This window comes from Micromonospora sp. CPCC 206171 (assembly GCF_036906755.1).
Taxonomy (GTDB): Bacteria; Actinomycetota; Actinomycetes; order Mycobacteriales; family Micromonosporaceae; genus Micromonospora; species Micromonospora purpureochromogenes.
The window spans coordinates 344,911-361,530 of sequence record NZ_JBAKHT010000003.1; the positions used below are offsets into that span (position 1 = coordinate 344,911).

At 73.0% G+C, this 16,620-nt stretch carries 19 protein-coding genes and 1 tRNA gene; 7 read left to right on the forward strand and 13 right to left on the reverse strand.

What is annotated here, in order from left to right; all coding sequences use genetic code 11:
- Positions 1-105 precede the first annotated feature (105 nt).
- Both V6U89_RS06645 and V6U89_RS06650 read left to right on the forward strand, forming a co-directional pair.
- A complete protein-coding gene (locus V6U89_RS06645; RefSeq protein ID WP_210775062.1) occupies positions 106-300 on the forward strand; it encodes a general stress protein CsbD in 195 nt (64 codons plus the stop codon).
- Positions 301-325: 25 nt separating this feature from the next.
- Complete coding sequence (locus V6U89_RS06650) at positions 326-1,207, forward strand: redoxin (RefSeq protein ID WP_334569751.1); 882 nt, start codon at positions 326-328, stop codon at positions 1,205-1,207.
- 29 nt (positions 1,208-1,236) lie between these two features.
- Here V6U89_RS06650 and V6U89_RS06655 read toward each other — a convergent pair whose 3' ends face one another.
- The 11 genes from V6U89_RS06655 to V6U89_RS06705 form a co-directional block, all read right to left on the reverse strand.
- Complete coding sequence (locus V6U89_RS06655; protein ID WP_334569752.1) at positions 1,237-1,857, reverse strand: VOC family protein; 621 nt, start codon at positions 1,855-1,857, stop codon at positions 1,237-1,239.
- A gap of 261 nt (positions 1,858-2,118) precedes the next feature.
- Positions 2,119-2,463, reverse strand: a complete 345-nt coding sequence (locus V6U89_RS06660; RefSeq protein WP_334569754.1) for a VOC family protein — start codon at positions 2,461-2,463, stop codon at positions 2,119-2,121.
- 99 nt (positions 2,464-2,562) lie between these two features.
- Complete coding sequence (locus V6U89_RS06665) at positions 2,563-3,354, reverse strand: hypothetical protein (RefSeq protein ID WP_334569756.1); 792 nt, start codon at positions 3,352-3,354, stop codon at positions 2,563-2,565.
- 121 nt (positions 3,355-3,475) lie between these two features.
- Entirely contained in the window at positions 3,476-3,793 is a 318-nt protein-coding gene (locus V6U89_RS06670; RefSeq protein WP_334569758.1) for a hypothetical protein, read from the reverse strand.
- Between the two features lie 74 nt (positions 3,794-3,867).
- Positions 3,868-4,626: an HAD family hydrolase gene (locus V6U89_RS06675; protein WP_334569759.1), complete on the reverse strand. Its 759-nt coding sequence runs from the start codon at positions 4,624-4,626 to the stop codon at positions 3,868-3,870.
- 965 nt (positions 4,627-5,591) lie between these two features.
- A tRNA-Ala gene (locus tag V6U89_RS06680) sits at positions 5,592-5,665 on the reverse strand.
- A gap of 266 nt (positions 5,666-5,931) precedes the next feature.
- A complete protein-coding gene (gene sepX / locus V6U89_RS06685) occupies positions 5,932-6,732 on the reverse strand; it encodes a divisome protein SepX/GlpR (RefSeq protein ID WP_334569760.1) in 801 nt (266 codons plus the stop codon).
- 177 nt (positions 6,733-6,909) lie between these two features.
- Positions 6,910-7,560 carry a GNAT family N-acetyltransferase gene (locus tag V6U89_RS06690; protein WP_334569761.1) on the reverse strand — a complete coding sequence of 217 codons (651 nt, stop codon included), beginning with the start codon at positions 7,558-7,560 and terminating at the stop codon, positions 6,910-6,912.
- Complete coding sequence (locus tag V6U89_RS06695; RefSeq protein WP_334451377.1) at positions 7,557-8,852, reverse strand: molybdopterin molybdotransferase MoeA; 1,296 nt, start codon at positions 8,850-8,852, stop codon at positions 7,557-7,559. Before V6U89_RS06695 ends, V6U89_RS06690 begins: the two co-directional genes overlap by 4 nt.
- Positions 8,849-9,802, reverse strand: coding sequence for a UTP--glucose-1-phosphate uridylyltransferase (locus V6U89_RS06700; protein ID WP_334569763.1), 954 nt, complete (start codon positions 9,800-9,802; stop codon positions 8,849-8,851). Before V6U89_RS06700 ends, V6U89_RS06695 begins: the two co-directional genes overlap by 4 nt.
- Before the next feature lie 9 nt (positions 9,803-9,811).
- Complete coding sequence (locus V6U89_RS06705) at positions 9,812-12,016, reverse strand: GGDEF domain-containing protein (RefSeq protein ID WP_334569764.1); 2,205 nt, start codon at positions 12,014-12,016, stop codon at positions 9,812-9,814.
- Between the two features lie 84 nt (positions 12,017-12,100).
- On the opposite strand from V6U89_RS06705, the gene V6U89_RS06710 reads away from it, so the two are divergent.
- The 3 genes from V6U89_RS06710 to V6U89_RS06720 all read left to right on the forward strand — a co-directional run bounded on the left by V6U89_RS06710 (position 12,101) and on the right by V6U89_RS06720 (position 14,412).
- Positions 12,101-12,757 (forward strand): 5-formyltetrahydrofolate cyclo-ligase, encoded by a 657-nt coding sequence (locus V6U89_RS06710; protein ID WP_334569765.1) that lies wholly within the window; start codon positions 12,101-12,103, stop codon positions 12,755-12,757.
- A gap of 61 nt (positions 12,758-12,818) precedes the next feature.
- Positions 12,819-13,166 carry an FmdB family zinc ribbon protein gene (locus V6U89_RS06715; RefSeq protein WP_334569767.1) on the forward strand — a complete coding sequence of 116 codons (348 nt, stop codon included), beginning with the start codon at positions 12,819-12,821 and terminating at the stop codon, positions 13,164-13,166.
- Positions 13,167-13,680: 514 nt separating this feature from the next.
- Positions 13,681-14,412, forward strand: coding sequence for a hypothetical protein (locus V6U89_RS06720; RefSeq protein WP_334569768.1), 732 nt, complete (start codon positions 13,681-13,683; stop codon positions 14,410-14,412).
- A gap of 159 nt (positions 14,413-14,571) precedes the next feature.
- Here the strand turns inward: V6U89_RS06720 and V6U89_RS06725 are convergent, their stop codons facing one another.
- Positions 14,572-14,751, reverse strand: coding sequence for a hypothetical protein (locus V6U89_RS06725; protein ID WP_218896837.1), 180 nt, complete (start codon positions 14,749-14,751; stop codon positions 14,572-14,574).
- Between the two features lie 219 nt (positions 14,752-14,970).
- Here V6U89_RS06725 and V6U89_RS06730 point away from each other — a divergent pair, with 219 nt between their 5' ends.
- Positions 14,971-15,498 carry a hypothetical protein gene (locus V6U89_RS06730; RefSeq protein ID WP_334569769.1) on the forward strand — a complete coding sequence of 176 codons (528 nt, stop codon included), beginning with the start codon at positions 14,971-14,973 and terminating at the stop codon, positions 15,496-15,498.
- Between the two features lie 12 nt (positions 15,499-15,510).
- Here the strand turns inward: V6U89_RS06730 and V6U89_RS06735 are convergent, their stop codons facing one another.
- Complete coding sequence (locus V6U89_RS06735; RefSeq protein WP_334569770.1) at positions 15,511-15,993, reverse strand: DUF2231 domain-containing protein; 483 nt, start codon at positions 15,991-15,993, stop codon at positions 15,511-15,513.
- A gap of 194 nt (positions 15,994-16,187) precedes the next feature.
- Between V6U89_RS06735 and V6U89_RS06740 the strand changes: the two genes are divergently transcribed.
- Positions 16,188-16,616 carry a Fur family transcriptional regulator gene (locus tag V6U89_RS06740; RefSeq protein WP_238450938.1) on the forward strand — a complete coding sequence of 143 codons (429 nt, stop codon included), beginning with the start codon at positions 16,188-16,190 and terminating at the stop codon, positions 16,614-16,616.
- Positions 16,617-16,620: the final 4 nt, after the last annotated feature.

Genomic DNA, 16,620 nt, shown 5'->3' on the forward strand with positions numbered 1-16,620 from the left:
AGACCTTTTCTCGGCGGTCGCCGGGTTTCCCGCCATGGCGGGCGGGGACCCGGGGCGGGAGGCGCGGACAGCGCGACTGGTCCACGAACCGACAAGGGGGGCGGCATGAGTTCCACCGAACGGGCGAAGGACAGCGTCGAGCAGGTGGCCGGCCCTGCCCGGGCCCAGCTGGGCGACATGAACCAGGACGAGCGGTCGCAGGCGGAACGGGTGGCCAAGCGCGACGAGATCCGGGGCCGGGAACCCGGCGAACACGTCCAGGAGGACGCCCGGGACGTCAGGGGCGATTTCACCAGCTGACGACTCCGGTCGAGGAGAGCTGACCATGCGAATCCCGCACCTGATGGCCGAGCGGTGGGTGAACTCGCCGCCGCTGGCTCCCGACGCCCTGCACGGTCGGGTGGTCCTGCTCGACATCTGGGAGTACACCTGCATCAACTGGATCCGTACGTCGCCCTACGTCAAGGCGTGGCACCGCGACTACGCCGACCTGGGCCTGGTCGTCATCGGCGTACACGCGCCCGAGTTCGAGTTCGGCAAGCACGCCGAGAACATCGACCGGGGAATCCGCGACCACCAGCTCACCTATCCGATCGCGATCGACAACGACTTCAAGATCTGGCGGGCCCTCGGCAACAGCGCCTGGCCGGCGAAGTACCTCTTCGACGCGGACGGGCTACTGGTCGACCAGTGGGTCGGCGAGGGCAGCTACGAACGCGTGGAGTCGGAGATCCGGCGGCTGATCGAGGTCAGGGCGCCCGGCACCAGGCTGCCGGCGGTCAGCCCCGAGGCGATGGCGTTCGCGACGACCGGGGAGCCCTCCTACATCGGCGTCACGCCCGAGACGTACGTGGGCGCGCACCGCGCCGAGCCGGGAACGTTCGCCCTGACCGGCGACTGGCAGACCAGCGGCGAGTACGTCGAACTCGCCAGCGGCACCGGGGAGCTCGCCCTGCCCTTCAACGCCGGCGAGGTGAACCTCGTCGTGGACCCCGGTCCGTCCGGACGGGCGGCGATCGACGTGCTGCTCGACGGGAACCCGATCGGCGCCGAGCGCGGCGGGGACGTCGACCCGGATGCGGTCGCGCGCGTCGACCGGGCGGGGATGGTCCGGCTCGTCGCCGGCGCGTCGCGGGACGATCACCTGCTGACGCTCGGCACCAGCCAACCCGGTCTCCGCGCGTTCGTGTTCACCTTCGGCCCGTGAGCGTTGGTCCGGGCCGGCGTGCGCGGTGCTTACTTGGGCGGTTCCGCGCCCGACTGCTCGCTCACCATGTACTCCGCGTACCAGTCGGGCCAGTTCGGGTCCGCCTGGCCGGTGCGCTTCTCGTGCTCGCCGTGGGCGGCCGCCGCCCGTCGGAGCGCGCTCGCCAGGTCGCTCACGGAGGTGAACGACGTCGCGGCAGCCTGGACGCGGCCGGGCAGCCGGGTCGTGATCTCCTGAACCTGCCAGTTGTTGCCGTCGGGATCGCTGAACGAGGTGCGCGAGAAGTAGCTGCGACGCTCCGGATCCGGACCGTTCACCGGCCCCTCCGGCCCGAGGTGGAAGACCTCGCTCGCCTCGACACCGGCGGCGACCAGCGCGTTCCGCGCCGCCTCGACGTCGGACACGATCAGGTACGCCTTGGCGGAACCGGGCGCGGCCGACGTGAGGTTCGACCCGAACTGCACCGAGCAGTCGGAGCCCTGCGGCGTGAACTGGACGATGCCGGGCGGGGTCTTGTCGAGCCGCCACCCGAGGCGCCCGTAGAACTCCTTCGCGCGATCGACATCCGAGACCGGAATGACGACGACCTCGAGCTTCAAGTCGACGTCCCGGATGTCCGGTGTCCCGCTGGCGTCGGTCTTCGGGCTCATCGCGGCCTCCCTGGGCTGAGTCAGGACGTCATGCGTCTACCCGGCGGCGTCGTGCGACTTCCCGGGTTGTGTTTCCTGGCCTGTGTACTGGGCCAATGGCCGAGCGCGCCCTCATGCGGTCTGCCGAGTGTCGCCGCCGGTGGGGCAGGGTCTCGGTGACGACGCTACTGCTTCGCCAGTTGCGGGGTGTCTCGTTCGCGGCATCACGTCCTCTGCCGGCCGAGCTGTCCGTCGACCTCGGGCAACCGCCGAGCCGGCGCGTCAGATCGCGGTCGGGTGGCGCGGTTCGTAGAGACCGAGTTCGCCGCCGCCGGGCAGCCGCAGCGCGGTACGCAGCCCCCACCGCTCCTCGGTGACCGGGATCGTGAACTCGACGCCCTTCGCGGCCAGGTCGGCCATGGTCGCCGCGACGTCGTCGCACATGAGGAAGAGCTCGTGGACCGGCTCGCCCTCCGTTGGGTGCATGGCGAGCTCGGCCGGCGGGAGCTTGAAGATGAGCCAGCCATGGCCGGCGTCGACGTGGTGGTAGCCGAGCGTGTCCCGGAAGAAGGCACGGTCCGCCTCTGGGTCGCGGCTGTAGATGATCACATGAGCACCATTGATCACCCACCGACCATAATGCGGAGATCCCACGCGGCAACCCCGATCTCGCCAGAAATGTCGGGTACCGCCGGCGCGGCGCACCCGCCGGCCCGCGCCAGCGAATCAACCCTCGACGTCCGGACGAGCACGCACCGCCCCTCCTCTGATCACGGCGAATACGACGAGACCGAAACCGAGTAGGGCGACGACGGCCACCCATTGCAGGCGCAGACCCAGCATCAGCGGCACGAGCCCGAGCATCGACGGGATCGCCAGCAGGCACGCGATTCCCATCAGCGGACTCAACACCATCAGTCCCACCTTTTCGCCGCGGACCGACCACCAACCGCCTGCGGTACCGCGCTTGAGCCGCGCAGCCTCGAACAGCATGGGCAGACCGGAGGCGGCAAACATCCCCAGGAACAGGGCCCGCAACCAGCCGCGGTGGCCCCAGGACTCGGTTTCGACCCGATCACCGGCCGGCAGTTCGATCGCCACGGGGGTGCCCTCCCACAGCAACGCCTCTGCCTCTGCCTCGTCACTGAGCCGGCGGCTGCCCGAGGTGGGGACGTCGGTCTCGGCGAACAGCACGTACTCAGCGTCCCGCTCCACCATCAGGTGCCAGTCACTGCCGGGGCCACGGCTGTGCCAGGGGCCGGACAAGGTGACCGGGATCCGCTCGAGGCAGCCCTTCGGGGGATCGGCATCCGGCTCTACCCGCATGGTCCCCGCAGGGCACTCCACGGCTCGCCGCATCGCGACCGCGTCGCGGATGCCGTCCGGGACGTCGGCCAGCGCCAACAGTCCGAGCACGCCCGCCAGCAAGCCGTAGAGCACGAGGAGCGCCGGCCGCGTCCAGAACGCTCGGCGCCAGAACTGCCAGCCGCGAGGAGGTTCCTTCGTACGCCTGGACACAGCAACCACCTCCCTCCCGATTGTGGCGTGCCTCGCCCAGAGTCCGGGGCATCACGCTGATCCGCGCATGTGATGTCGTTGGGATGTCAGACCGTGCTGCGGTGGCAACCCCGGCCCGATCTCAGGCCCCGTCTCGGTAGTGGGAGACGATCCCCCGCCAGAAGGTGCTGAAGAGCGTCACGCCAACCGCGACCCACGCGACGGCAAGTGACCGTCCCGCACCCGAGACGGCGGCGGCCCACCCGAGCCCGACGAGGACGAACTGGACACCGAAGAAGCCGGCGAGGGTCAGCAACAGGTGCCGGCCGGGCCGCATCTTGCGCTGGGCCTGGTCGCGCAGGCCACTGAGGAGCCACCACGCCACGGCCAGGCCGAGCGCGGCCAGCATCGTCGGGACGCCCCACGCCCGGTACGCGGCTTCGCTGACGAGCAGCACCACCAGTCCGAGCGAAACGTCACTTGGCCTCGGCGATGCGCGTGGCGCGGTTATGAGGACGGCCACGGCGTTCATCATCACTGGTTTGTGAGGGTGCCGGTTCCCGGTCGCTCACGAAGTACAGGTGAGGCGGCTGCGCCGGCCGGGTCGCCGGCTGCCGGGTAGACGTCAGCAGTGAACTGGTCGAGTTCCTGGACCACATCGACGATGTCGGGAAAGGCGTCGATGAAGGCGTTGACGTAGCGAGGGTGGAAGTCCTCGGGCTTTCGTATCCTGCTCTGCAGGCAGCCTACGAAGTTCATGCCCGCGCCACCGGCGGCTAATGCGTCGCCCGGCGAATCCCCCACATAGACGCACTGCTGCGGCGGTATTCCAGTCGTTGTCAGCAACTCCTCGAAGGCACGCGGATCTGGCTTGCGGAAACGTGTGTTGTCGGCGTGGTAGACGCCGCTGACCCGCCCGGCCAAGACGTGACCCGGCGCCAGCATGTGCCGGATCTCGTCCTCGGTCCGAGACGTCAACAGGAACACCGATCGGCCGGCCAGCACGCACTCGTCCAGCGCGCGCAGGTTCTCTGGCGGGATCACGTCCAGCCGACCGTCGGCGATGTGCCGTTCCAGCGCACTCTGATAAAGCGCCGAGAACCGAGAAAGGTCGAGGCCAGGTGACCTTTTCGGCATGGCGTCCAGCAGGGGCTCTCCCCAGGTGGACAGATGCACGTCCCGTGACACCGGAGGCCGGCCCATCTCCGTCAGAACTTCGTTCTCCAACGCGAACGAGGCGGCCTGAGTGAGGCACAGGGTGTCGTCAACGTCCACGATCACAGCCCGAATCACAGGTTCAGCCTAGTGCTCCGACATGATTTCACCTGTCTGCGCTGGTGGTCGGATTCTGCGGCACGGGCCGGGAATGTTCGTCGCCAGGTGGACCAGTCTCGCGCCGGCCGAGCCCGCACCTCACAAACCATCGATGATCAACGCGGTGGCCGTCCTTCATACCCGCGCCACGCCCAACGCCGAAACCAAGTGACGTTGGAGTACCAATGCGGGCTTACGGCTTGGTCGCGGCCCACGGATCAACCGCTGTGTCCGTCAGGTCCGCCGGCGTCCACACCCGTTGTCACTCAGTTCGTCACCGCCGAGCACATCGGTGATTGCCTGCTGTCGTTCGCGGGTCAACTCGTGATCCGGCCGGAGAACCGGTATGTGCGCTTCATGGCGAACGCGGACAGGGACGCTTCCCCGGAACAGGTGCTGGAGTTCGCCGAGGCGGGTGGCCGCATTCTGGCAGCCACGGTACGCACGTCCGGACCGGATGTTCGGGCCTACCACCCCACCGGACAAGCCGACCCGGAGGGCTTCGCCGCGATGGGGTGCGCGGAGACGTTGCTGCACGGGGATGACATCGCCCAGGGCCTGGGTCCTGCCATCGATCCCCCGCGTGACGTGTGCACTCGGGCACTCGCTCGACTGTTCCCGGAAGCGGCGCAGGAACTGGCCACCGTCGACCCGTGGGCGGCGCTGCGCTGGTGCACCGGCCGGATCGAACTGCCGGGACGTCCGCAACTGAAGGAATGGCGCTGGCAGGGTGCTCCGCTGGGCGTATGCGCCACCCAGCGGTGTCGGTGGCAGCTGCGAAGATCCGGACATGAGCGCGACCTCCAGAGCTCCTTGAGGCAGCGACATACGTGTGTGGCACCGCCCCGGTACCTGGCAGATGCTGACTGCGGCTGGCTCGACTGCCGCTGCACAAGATCGAAAAAGGCCGTCTCCCACGACGGGGAAACGGCCTTTGAACTGGGTGGAGTTGAGGGGATTCGAACCCCTGACCCCCTCGATGCGAACGAGGTGCGCTACCGGACTGCGCCACAACCCCTCCGCCGGCGAACCGGCTTCGGTCCCACCTGGCTTTCACCAGGCGGGCCGGCGACAAGGCTAACAGACCCCTCGCCCCCCACGCGAACCGCCCCGCCACCGGCCCCGACCGCTCGCACCGCACCCGGAGACCGGCCGCCAAGAGCCGCCGCCCCGACGGCACAGCTCCCGAAATCGTGCATATGGCGGTATCCAGCGCAGGAGAAGGTCGCCATACCGCCGACATGGTGACAGAAGCGACAGAAGCGCACGGGCCAGAGCGACCGGTCAGGCGGGGTGGGAGGAGCCGCGGCCGGACTGGTACGGCCGTCCCCGCAGCCCACCGGCCCGACGGTAGGAGACGGAGCCGCCTCCGCCGGCCGCGGCCGGCAGGTCGCCCGACCGGTCCAGGCCCATCGCGGTGCGGCGTACCGCCTCGCGCTGGGCCGCCAGGCGACGCTGCGCCTCCCGGCGGGCCGCCGCCCGGCGGGCCTGCTCCCGCCGCACCTCGGCCTGCCGGGCGGCCAGCCACGCCGCCTCCCGGGCCTGGATCCGCCGCCGCCGGCGCTCCGCCACCGCCCGCTTGCGCAGGTGTACGACGTACGCCACCAGCAGCGTCCCGGTGACCGAGATGCTGATCCAGAAGCCGGGGCTGACCACGATCACGCCGACCATCTCGACGAAGTTGAGCAGCAGCAGCGCGGCGAGCACCCGGCGACGCCGGTAGACGGCCGGGGTGTGGCGGCGCCGGGGCGGCGGTCGACGGCGGGCCTTGCGGGGGGCGGGCGGCACGGCGCGCAGCCGGCCGGAGCGGCGACCCGCCGCCGGGGGCGCGGAGACCGGGGCGCTCAGGGCGCCGGTGTTCGCATCCTCACTCAGCGTAACGACGAGGGCACGCGACGGGTTGACCGGCCGCCGCCCCGGGACAGTACGGCGTCGCCGACGGCGCTGGAGCACCCGCGCCGTCGACTGCGCCCGCTCCGCCACCAGCCGCTCGGTGGCGTCGTACCGGCGGACCAGCGCCGGAGCGAGGGCGAGCAGGCCGGCGGCGGCGAGGACGGCGAGGAGCACCGAGGTCGGCACCCTCACCCCTCCCGTCACCGAATTCGGGGCAATCGCCGGGCCACCGCAGGATCTTCCCCGGATGGTCGTCCACGGCGCAGATCGTACGGGCGGGCAGCGCTTGCCACAGCTTGCAGTTACTTGAGGTTACGGGCCGTCGACCCTGATGCCGGCGCGCCGCGCCGATCCCGTCCGTGGGACGGCTCACCCCGCGCGGTCCCGGATCCGGTGCCAGCGGGCCAGCAGACCGCCTTCGGCGGCCACCTCCTCGCTGGTCATCGCGTATCCGATGTGGTCGCGCCACGCCCCGTCGATGTGCATGTAGCGTACGTGATACGCCTCCTCGCGGAAGCCCAGCTTCTCCACCACCCGGCGGGACGGCCGGTTCTCCGGCCGGATGTTCACCTCGACCCGGTGCAGCCCGCCCGGCCCGAAGGCGTGGTCCACGGCGAGCGCCATCGCGGTCGGGATCACGCCGCGACCGGCCACTGCGGAATCCACCCAGTACCCGACGTACCCGGAGCAGAACGCCCGCCGGACGATGCTGCCCACGTTGAGGTGCCCGACCAGCCGGTCCCGGCCGTCCTGGCGGAGGCAGACCGCGAACGGCATTCCCTCACCGGTGCGCGCCGAGCGTCGCTGGTCCTTGTGGACGTAGCGGAACGCCGTGGGCGAGTTGGTCTCGTCCCAGGTGCCCGGCAGGTGCGACTCCCACGGCGCCAGCCACGCCTGGTTGGCGCGGCGCACCGCCGACCAGGCGGCCGCGTCCGAGCGTCGGTACGGCCGCAGCACCACCGGCCCATCGGCCAGCACCACCGGCCAACCGGGCGCCCGCCCGAAGCCGAACAGGCTCACCGGCGCCGGTCCAGCAGGAGTACGTCCACGGTGGACCCGGCGGCGGCGGTGGTCACCCGCTCGCCGAGCACCATCAGCCCGTTCGCCTCGGCCAGGCCGGACAGGGTGAACGGCCCACCCGGCAGCGGCTGGACCGTGTATCCCCCGCCGCGCCGCTCGGCGACGTGCGCGGGGCGGAACTCGCGCAGCCCGCCCGGGGAGGTGATGGTCTCCAGCAGGTGCGCGCGGACGCTCGGCCGGAACACGGGCTCCGCCCCGGCCAGCAGGTTGATCGCCGGGCGGGCCAGCACCTCGAAGCCGATCAGCGCCGAGCCGGGCTCACCGGGAAGACACACCACCGGCACCTCCTCGGCGCCGACGGTACCGAATCCGAGCGCGGTGCCGGGATAGAGCGCCACCTCGGTGAAGGTGACCGGGCCGGCCCGGCCACCCTCCCTCCTGGACAGGATGCGCCGGACCATGTCACCGGGGCCGGTGCCGGTGCCTCCGGTGGTGATGATCAGGTCGGCCCGCAGGGTCTGGTCCTCCAGCAGGCCGCGCAGCCCCTCCGGGTCGTCGTCGCAGATGCCCACCCGGTACGCCAGCGCGCCCACCTCGGCCGCGGCGGCGGTCAGCGCGTGCGAGTTGGCGTCCACCACCTGGCCGGGCTGGCTGCCCCGGCCGACGTCGACGAGTTCGTCGCCGGTGGCCACGATGACCACCCGCGGGCTGGGCCGGACCACCACGTGTCCGATCCCGGTGGCGGCGAGGACGGCGACCAGCGCCGGGGAGACGTACGTGCCGGCGCGGGCGAGCAGGGTGCCGGCGGGTAGTTCCTCACCGGCGCGGCGGACGCCGTACCCGCGCTTGGGGGTCCGGAAGATCTCCACCGCGGCCATGCCCTGGTCGGTCCACTCGACCGGGACGACCACGTCCGCGGCCACCGGCAGCGGCGCCCCGGCGGCGACCGAGAAGCACGAGCCCGGGGTGAGCCGGACCGGTCGCCAACTCGCCGCGCCCAGGTCGCCGACGACGTTCAACCGCACGGTACGGCCGCCCGACCCCCCGGAGGGGGCCGGGCCGTAGCCGACGAGGTCCTCCCAGCGGGCCGCGTACCCGTCCACCGCCGCCTGGTCGAAGGCGGGAAACGAGTGCGGCGCGACGACGTCCTCGGCGAGGACGTTGCCGTGCGCCTGGGTGAGGTCGAGGTCGAGCGGAGGCAGCGCGCGCAACCTGCGCAGCACACTGCCCAGGTAGTCGGCGAGCGGCGTCAACTCGTTCGCGGCCGCCTCGGCGTCGGCCGTCGCTGTCATGTATTAGGACCGCCCGACGCGTCGGAGTTGACGAACTCGGCCAGCCACTTGCGGAACTCACCGCCGATGTCGTCGCGCTCGACGGCGATCTGCACCACCGTCTGGAGGTAGCCCAGCGGCATGCCGGTGTCGTAGCGGGTGCCCCGGTAGACGATGGCGTGCACCGGCACGCCCTCGTTGCGCAGCAGTTCCATCGCGTCGGTCAGCTGGATCTCGCCGCCGCTGCCCGGCTCGGTGCGGCGGATCGCGTCGAAGATCCGGCCCGGCAGCACGTACCGGCCGAGGACGGCGAGGTTGCTCGGCGCGTCCTCCGGCTTCGGCTTCTCCACCATGCCGGTCACCTTGACCACCTCGCCGATGTCGGTCAGCTCCGACTCGGCCGGCGCGACCGAGGCGATGCCGTACCGGCTGGTCTCGGCCGGGTCCACCTCGAAGAAGGCCAGCACCACACCGCCGGTGCGCGCCTGGAGTTCCAGCATGGCCGGCAGCAGCGGCTGGTCGAGCTTGACGAACTCGTCGCCGAGCAGCACCGCGAAGGGCTCGTCGCCGACGTGCGACGCGGCGTACCCGACGGCGTGGCCGAGGCCGAGCTGCTCCGGCTGGCGGCGGGTGTGGATCTCGGCCAGCTCGGTGGTGCGCTGGACGGCGGCCAGCAGCTCCGGCTTCTTCGCGAGCCGTTCCTCCAGGTCGGGCCGGCGGTCGAAGTGGTCCACCATGGCCGTCTTGTTGCGCCCGGTGATCAGCAGTACGTCGGTGAGCCCCGCCTGGGCGGCCTCCTCGACGATGTACTGCAGGACCGGACGGTCGACGACCGGCAGCAGTTCCTTGGGCACCGCCTTCGTCGCCGGCAGGAACCGGGTGGCCAGGCCGGCGGCCGGGATGACGGCCTTGACCGCACGGGGACGGCCGGTCGCGGCGGCCGTCGAGGGGTTCGCTGAGTGCTCCGACATGTCGCGAGACTATCGGCCACGGCTCTGCCGCGGCGGGTGAGGACCGGAAGACGCGCCGCCGGTAGCCGGCTGTGTCACACCCGGAGCGGGCGCCGGGACTGCGGCGACCTGCCGGCTCGAACCCTCCGCCGCGCTGACGGCCACCGGCCCGGCGCGCGGCAGCTCGTCGTCCGGGCTGACCGCGCCGGCCGGCACCGGGATCTCCTCGGTCACCGCGTCGGGGCGCAGCCCGGTCACCCGGTAACCGTCCCGCCCGGCGGCCTTGGCCGCGTACAACGCCTCGTCGGCGGCGTCGAGCACCTGCTGGCCGGTGCTGGCGTGGTCGGGGTAGACGGCGATGCCGATGGAGACGGTCACCGTGATCGCCACGTGCTCGTCCACCACGATCGGGGTGTTCCGCACGGCCGCGCCCAACCGCTCGGCGACGATCGCCGCGCCCCGGGCGTCGGTCTCCGGCAGCAGCACCACGAACTCCTCGCCGCCCTGCCGGAACGCCAGGTCGACCTCGCGGATCTCGCCGCGTACCCGGCGGGCGAACTCGGCCAGCACGACGTCGCCGGCGGTGTGCCCGTACGTGTCGTTGACCCGCTTGAACCGGTCCACGTCCAGGGCGAGGATGCTGAGCATCCGCCCGAACCGGCTGGCCCGCTCCACCTCGCGGCGCAGCGACTCGCGCAGGTAGCGGTAGTTCCACAGCCCGGTCAGCGGGTCGGTCAGCGAGAGCCGTTGCGCCTCCTCGTGCACCCGGACGTTCTCCACCGCGACCGCCGCGTGGCCGGCGAAGGTGCGCAGGGTGGCCAGGTCGTCGTCGTCGAACTCCGCGCCGCCCAGCCGGTCGTAGAGGGCCAGCACCCCGACCGCCGGCTCCCGGCCCGCCGGCTTCCGGCCCGCCGGTTCAGCGCTGCCGGGCGCGGCGAAGGGCACCGCCACGTACGTCTCGCAGTGCGGCTCCCCCGCCGGCGCCTCGGCCGGCTCGACCCGCCCGCGCTGCGGCTCCCCGGTGGCGGCGACCGCGCCGATCACCCCGGCGCCGACCGGCACCCGCAGCGGTTCGGCGTCCGGCACCCGGCCCTCCAGCCCCTCGGCGCACTGCCCCACCAGCACGCCGTCCGGGTCGAGCAGCAGCACCGCCCCGGCCCGCGCCCCGGTCGCCGCGAGCGCGCTGTGCAGGATCACCCGCAGGATGCGTTGCAGGTCGTGGGTGCTGGCCAGGGTGTCGCCGAGCACCGCCAGGTGCCCGCGCAACTGGTCCCGGCTGCTGGTCAGCGCGGCCACGTAGCTGGCCGTCTCCCGGGTCATCCGGTTGAACGCGCCGGCCAGCCGGCCGATCTCGTCCCGGCTGCGCACCGGCACCCGCGCGGTCAGGTCGCCGCGGGCCACCCGGTCCACCGCGCCGGCCAGCTCGACCAGTGGCCGGGTGGTCACCCGGGCCAGCCGCCAGGCGGCCAGCACGGCCAGCACGGCGGCGAGGAGCACCGCGCCGACCAGCACGGCGGGCAGCCCGGCCGGCTGCTCGCCCGGGACGGAGAGGACCAGCGGCAGCGGCTGCCCGGGGCTCGGGCCGAGGCGGCGTACGTACCTGCCGTCGGGGGTCTCGGTGACCCGGTCGCCGTCGACGGTGCTCGCGGCGGCGAGCACGGCCTCGCGTACCCGGTTGGACTCGGTGGTGTGGGTGACCCGGTCGGGGGCGGCGGGGCCGTCGAGCAGGGTGACCGCGACGCCGGTGGCGGCGGCCAGCCGGGCGACGAAGGCCGGGTCGACCACCTGGGCGGCGGCGACGGTGCCGAGCGCGACGCCGGCCGGGTCGCGCAGGTCCACCCGGGCGCTGAGCGCCCGGACCGGCCCGGCAGCGGTCCGGTCGCCGGAGCAGTCCTGCCAGGGCGTCGGGGGCGCGCCGGGGGTGGCGTAGGTCGTGGCACCGGCGACGTCGGTGACCAGGACCGCGCCGGCCAGCCCCCGGCTGACCACCTGGGTGGCGGCGCCGGCGCGGGCGGCGGGATCGGTGCGCAGCGCGACCGCGTCGGCGGCGGCCCGGAGTTGCTGGCAGAGGGCGTCCACCGAGGTACGCACGGTCGAGGCGGCGAGCCCGAGGCGTTCGGTGGAGCGGCTGCGGTCGACGGCCGCGAGGGTGGTGCCGACGAAGACCGCTCCGAGCAGCACCGGGCCGAGCACCACCGCGAGGAAGGCCGCCGTCAACCGCCCGCGTAGCGTCAAGCTTCCCCCCGGAAGTTCCGCGCCCGTTCCTGCGATGCTGACACAGAGCAACCGGAAGAGGCGGTTTGCGCAAGGGAGTGTTGCGTGCCCGAATTTCCTGATGGAGCGCATGAGGCCAAACGCGAGACGCGGGTCGCGCTGCTCGCCCACCGCCGGGCGCTGACCGCGCCGCAGCGGGCCGAAGCCGCCGCGCGCGTCCGGGCCGAGCTGGTGGATCTGGTACGCCGGCTGCGCCCGCGCCGGATGACCGGGTACGTGCCGGTGGGCTCCGAGCCGGGCGGGCCGGAGCTGCCGGAGGCGCTGCGCGCGGCGCTGCCCGACCGGGCCGAGCTGCTGCTGCCGGTGCTCCGCGACGACCTGGACCTCGACTGGGCGGCGTACGAGGGGCCCGACTCGCTGGTGGCGGCCGGGCGCGGCATGCGGGAGCCGGCCGGCCCCCGGCTGGGCCGGGCCGCGATCGGCGAGGCGGAGCTGGTGGTGGTGCCGGCGCTCGCGGTGGACCATCGTGGCCTGCGCCTGGGGCGCGGCGGCGGCTCGTACGACCGGGCGCTGGCCCGGGTGCCGGGAAGAGTCCTGATCGTGGCGCTGTTGCACGACGGTGAGCTGGTCGAGGCACTGCCCGCCCAGCCGCACGACCGCCCGGTGCACGCCGTCATCACCCCGTCGGGCGGTCTGCGTACGCTGACCGACGCGCCCGGTGTCGATCCCCCCACGTCCGCTGGACGAACTCGGGCCCGATGACGCACCATTGGCACTCGAAACCGTCGAGTGCCAACCGGCCGTACCAGATCCGGAGGAGAACGTGCCCACGTACCAGTACGCCTGCACCGCGTGCGGCCACCAGCTCGAGGCGGTGCAGTCCTTCTCTGACGAGCCGCTGACCGAGTGCCCCGCGTGCGAGGGGCGGCTGCGCAAGGTCTTCAACTCCGTTGGTGTCGTGTTCAAGGGCTCCGGCTTCTACCGCACCGACTCCCGTACCTCCGGCTCGGAGAGCAAGACCGGCAGCACCGCCCCGAAGCCGGCGAAGCCGGACAGCGGCTCCTCGTCGGGCAGCGGGTCGTCGGGCACCTCGTCCAACGGCGGCAGCACGTCGGGCTCGTCGAACGGCGGGTCGGCCAAGGCCGCAGCCAGCACCTCCGCCTCCTCCTGATCTCGAACGCCACCGCCCCCGCCGCCCTGTTCGGGCCGCGGGGGCGTTTGGCGTACGCGCTCCCCTCGCCCGGTCTGGTGTGCGGTCCTCGCTTGATCAGGCGCCGCCCGGTGGCCGGGGCGACGAGCCAGGCTCGGCTCTCCTGAGGTGGCGCGTCCCGGGCCGCGGACATCTGGCCGGCTTGCCGACCCCGTGCGGCGCTGTGGAGCTGATGACGCAAACGACGCAGCCTGGCGGGGTCGGGGTTGGGCAGCTCGCACCGTCCGGGCTGACCTTCGTTAGCAGGTCGAGCGCCGCTTCGGGCGTTGTCCACAGGCCTGCCGGTTGTCCACAGGCCGGTGCACATGGCGCTCCGGCGTCCGATCCTGCCGCCTAGCGTGCTGTCGGAGCGCCGCGACGGCGCCGGACGGCGAGGCGAGGGTCGGCGGTTGGCCCTCGGGATGCGGGGCGGCCCGGCGGCAGGCACGCGCTGGGTTCCGAAGGCGGCTCGACGGCGAGGTGGGAGGTGGGCGGCATGGCTGGTGGTGGCCCGGACGGGAGGGACTCGCTGCGCCCGGTGCGCTGGCTCCGCCGGCCCGGCGGCGGCACGCTGCTGCGCCTCGGGCTGGTCGCTGCCCTGCTGGGCCTCGCGGTGGTCGTCCTCGACTGGTCCGGCGGCTGTCCCACTCCGGCTCCGCCGGGCTCCTCGGCTGACGGCGCGATCGCCGGAGGCACACCGGCCGCATCAGGCGGCGGGCTCGGGTCAGCGGGTGACCTGTCGGGTGGGGAGTCGCCGAATTCAGGCGTGCCGGTGGCGGGGCCGCCGACCGAAGGTGGCCGGCCGGGAGCGGAGCCGCCGACGGAAGGTGGCCGGCCGGAAGCGGAGCCGCCGACCGGAGGCGGTTGGCCGGGGGCGGGGCCGTCGACCGAGGGTGGGCGGTCAGGGGCGGGGCCGTCGACCGGAGGTGGTCGGCCGGGCGCGCTGCCGCTGCCGAGCGGGTCGGTGGGCGTACCGGTGCGGCTGGCCGAACCCGCCGCGCTCGCCGTGCTGCGGCCGGGAGCCCGGGTCGACCTGCTGGTCGTACCGGCCGGCCGGACGCCGGTGGCGGCCGACCTGGTGGCCTCCGGAGCACTGGTGCTCGACGTGGTGGGCGGGGACGCCGTCGACGGATCCTCGGCCCTCTACCTGGCGCTCCGCCCGGACCAGGCACAACGTGCCGTCGGCCAACCGGAGGGAAGTCGCTTCGCCGTCGTGGTGCGCGGCTGAGCCAGCCTGCCCGCACCCACGCACGGCCCTGACGGGATGTGCGCTGCCGCACAGGCTGCTGCCGCTCTCCACCAGCTTCGCCGGCGGTCACACGTCCGACCCCGGCGGCCCGGCGGCCCGGCGGCCCGGCGGCCCGGCGGCCCGGCGGAAGAAGGCTGGTCAGTCCCAGTGCGGCGGGCGCTCGGCGAGCAGCCAGTCGTCGTTGCCGCCGATGCGCTCACCCCAACCGTGGTCGGTGTCGTCCACCGTCTGCTCGGGCAGCACCACGAAATCCTCGCTGAGATCGACGGCGCGGTCGTCGTCGCGCACGTCCGGATCCTCGATGCTCACGAGCGGCAACACTATCCCAGCCCAGCCCCATCCTGGCGGCCACACGTGGACCAGGACGGCGAGCGGTGCGGCCGCCCGGCCTCATCCACCAGACGAGCCTGACCCGGGACTGCGCCCTCCCGCAGCTCGGCTGCGACCCACATCAGTCCCGGTCGCCGCTGTCACCGGCGCCGACCGGTCGCCGCGTCGGGCGGCCGAGCGCTTCCCGCGTTGGTAGCGTCGGACGGCGTGACGACGCCCAGCGGTGCCAGCTCCGAGGACGAGTTCTGGCGACGGCCGCCCGAGCAGGCCCAGTCGACGGCATCCGACACCGGCCGGACGACCCCCGGCACCGACGGTGCGACGTTCGGCGAGCCCCCCTTCGGCCGCACCCCGGCAGCGGGGCCACAGCCCTTCGAGCCGGCCACCGACACCACCGCGCCGACCAACGGCGTGGCGGGTGTCGGCGCCCCCGCCGCACCGACCTCGCCGTCACCGTGGGCCGCCCCGACGGACGTACCCCCGGCACCGGTCCCCGGGCAGGCGACCGCGCGGCCGGGCTACGCCGGTCCGCCACCGACCACCCCGCCGCCGCCCGGGTGGCGACCGCCGGTGCACCTTCAGGCCACGCCGCCGCGGGCGCTGCCGCCGCAGGACATGGAGGCCATGGACGCGGCGGAGCAGCGCGCGCAGCGGGTCACCTACGCCGTCGGCGGGGTGGCCGGGGCGGTGTTGCTGGTGCTGCTCTGTCTGCTCTGCTCCCGGGCGCTCTTCTGAGGCGGACGACGGTCAGAGGGTGTTGCCCCAGACCGACTGGGCGCCCGTGTCGCCGGTCAGTACGACGTAGATCAGCGCGAACACCCCCAGCACCACGATGACGCCGCTGAGCAGCCAGTTGACCCAGGACGGCAGGCGCGGGGTACGCACCCGGTCGCTGGTCAGCGCCAGCAGCACCAGGGCCGCCACGGCGAGCCCGACGGTGAGCCAGAGCGTCGTGTCGCCGTACTCGGAATGCTCCTCGATCTTGGCGAGCAACTGGGGCGGGTAGTTCTTGCCCTTCAGGAACTCCTCGAACGCCTCGCCGGACTCGGTGGCCACCCAGGCGATCACCGGCGTCACCACGGAGAGGATCGCCACCGCCCAGGCGAGCCGGGGGCGCCAGCGGGGCACCAGCCCGTACGCGGAGGCGAGCAGCGCCAGCAGCGGAACGAACACCACCGCCGCGTGGATCACCAGGATGTGGCCCGGCAGGCCGTTGATCTCCTTGAACACCGACACCTCCGACGATGGCTGCGGTTGGCCGCGAAAGCGTACGACGACCGACTCGTCGCAGCACGCCCCCGATCGGACACACGCGGTGTCAGCCGATGCGGTTCACCGGCCACGACAAGCTGTTGAGCTGTGGCCGGTGCCACGTGCCGCCGGGTTCACTTGTCGACCCGGTGACCCCGTGCTGTCATTGCCACATGTCCAGTGGTGAGGAGTTGCTCCGGTCGAGGGGCCTGCGGGTCACCCGGCCACGCCTCGCCGTCCTGGACGTGCTGGCCGCCGGCGGCCACCTGGAGGTCGACGAGATCACCCGCCGGGTACGCGAACGCCTCGACTCGGTCTCCACCCAGGCGGTGTACGACGTCCTCGGCGCGCTCTCCCGCGCCGGCCTGTCCCGCCGGATCGAGCCGGCCGGCAGTCCCGCCCGCTACGAGGCCCGGGTCGGCGACAACCATCACCACGTGGTGTGCCGGGGCTGCGGCGAGATCGCCGACATCGACTGTGCCGTCGGAGACGCCCCCTGCCTCGACGCGAGCACCGCCCACGGCTTCCAGGTCGACGAGGCGGAAGTGACCTTCTGGGGGCTCTGCCCCACCTGCCAGGCCCGCCGCTCCGCCGACGCCTGACCGG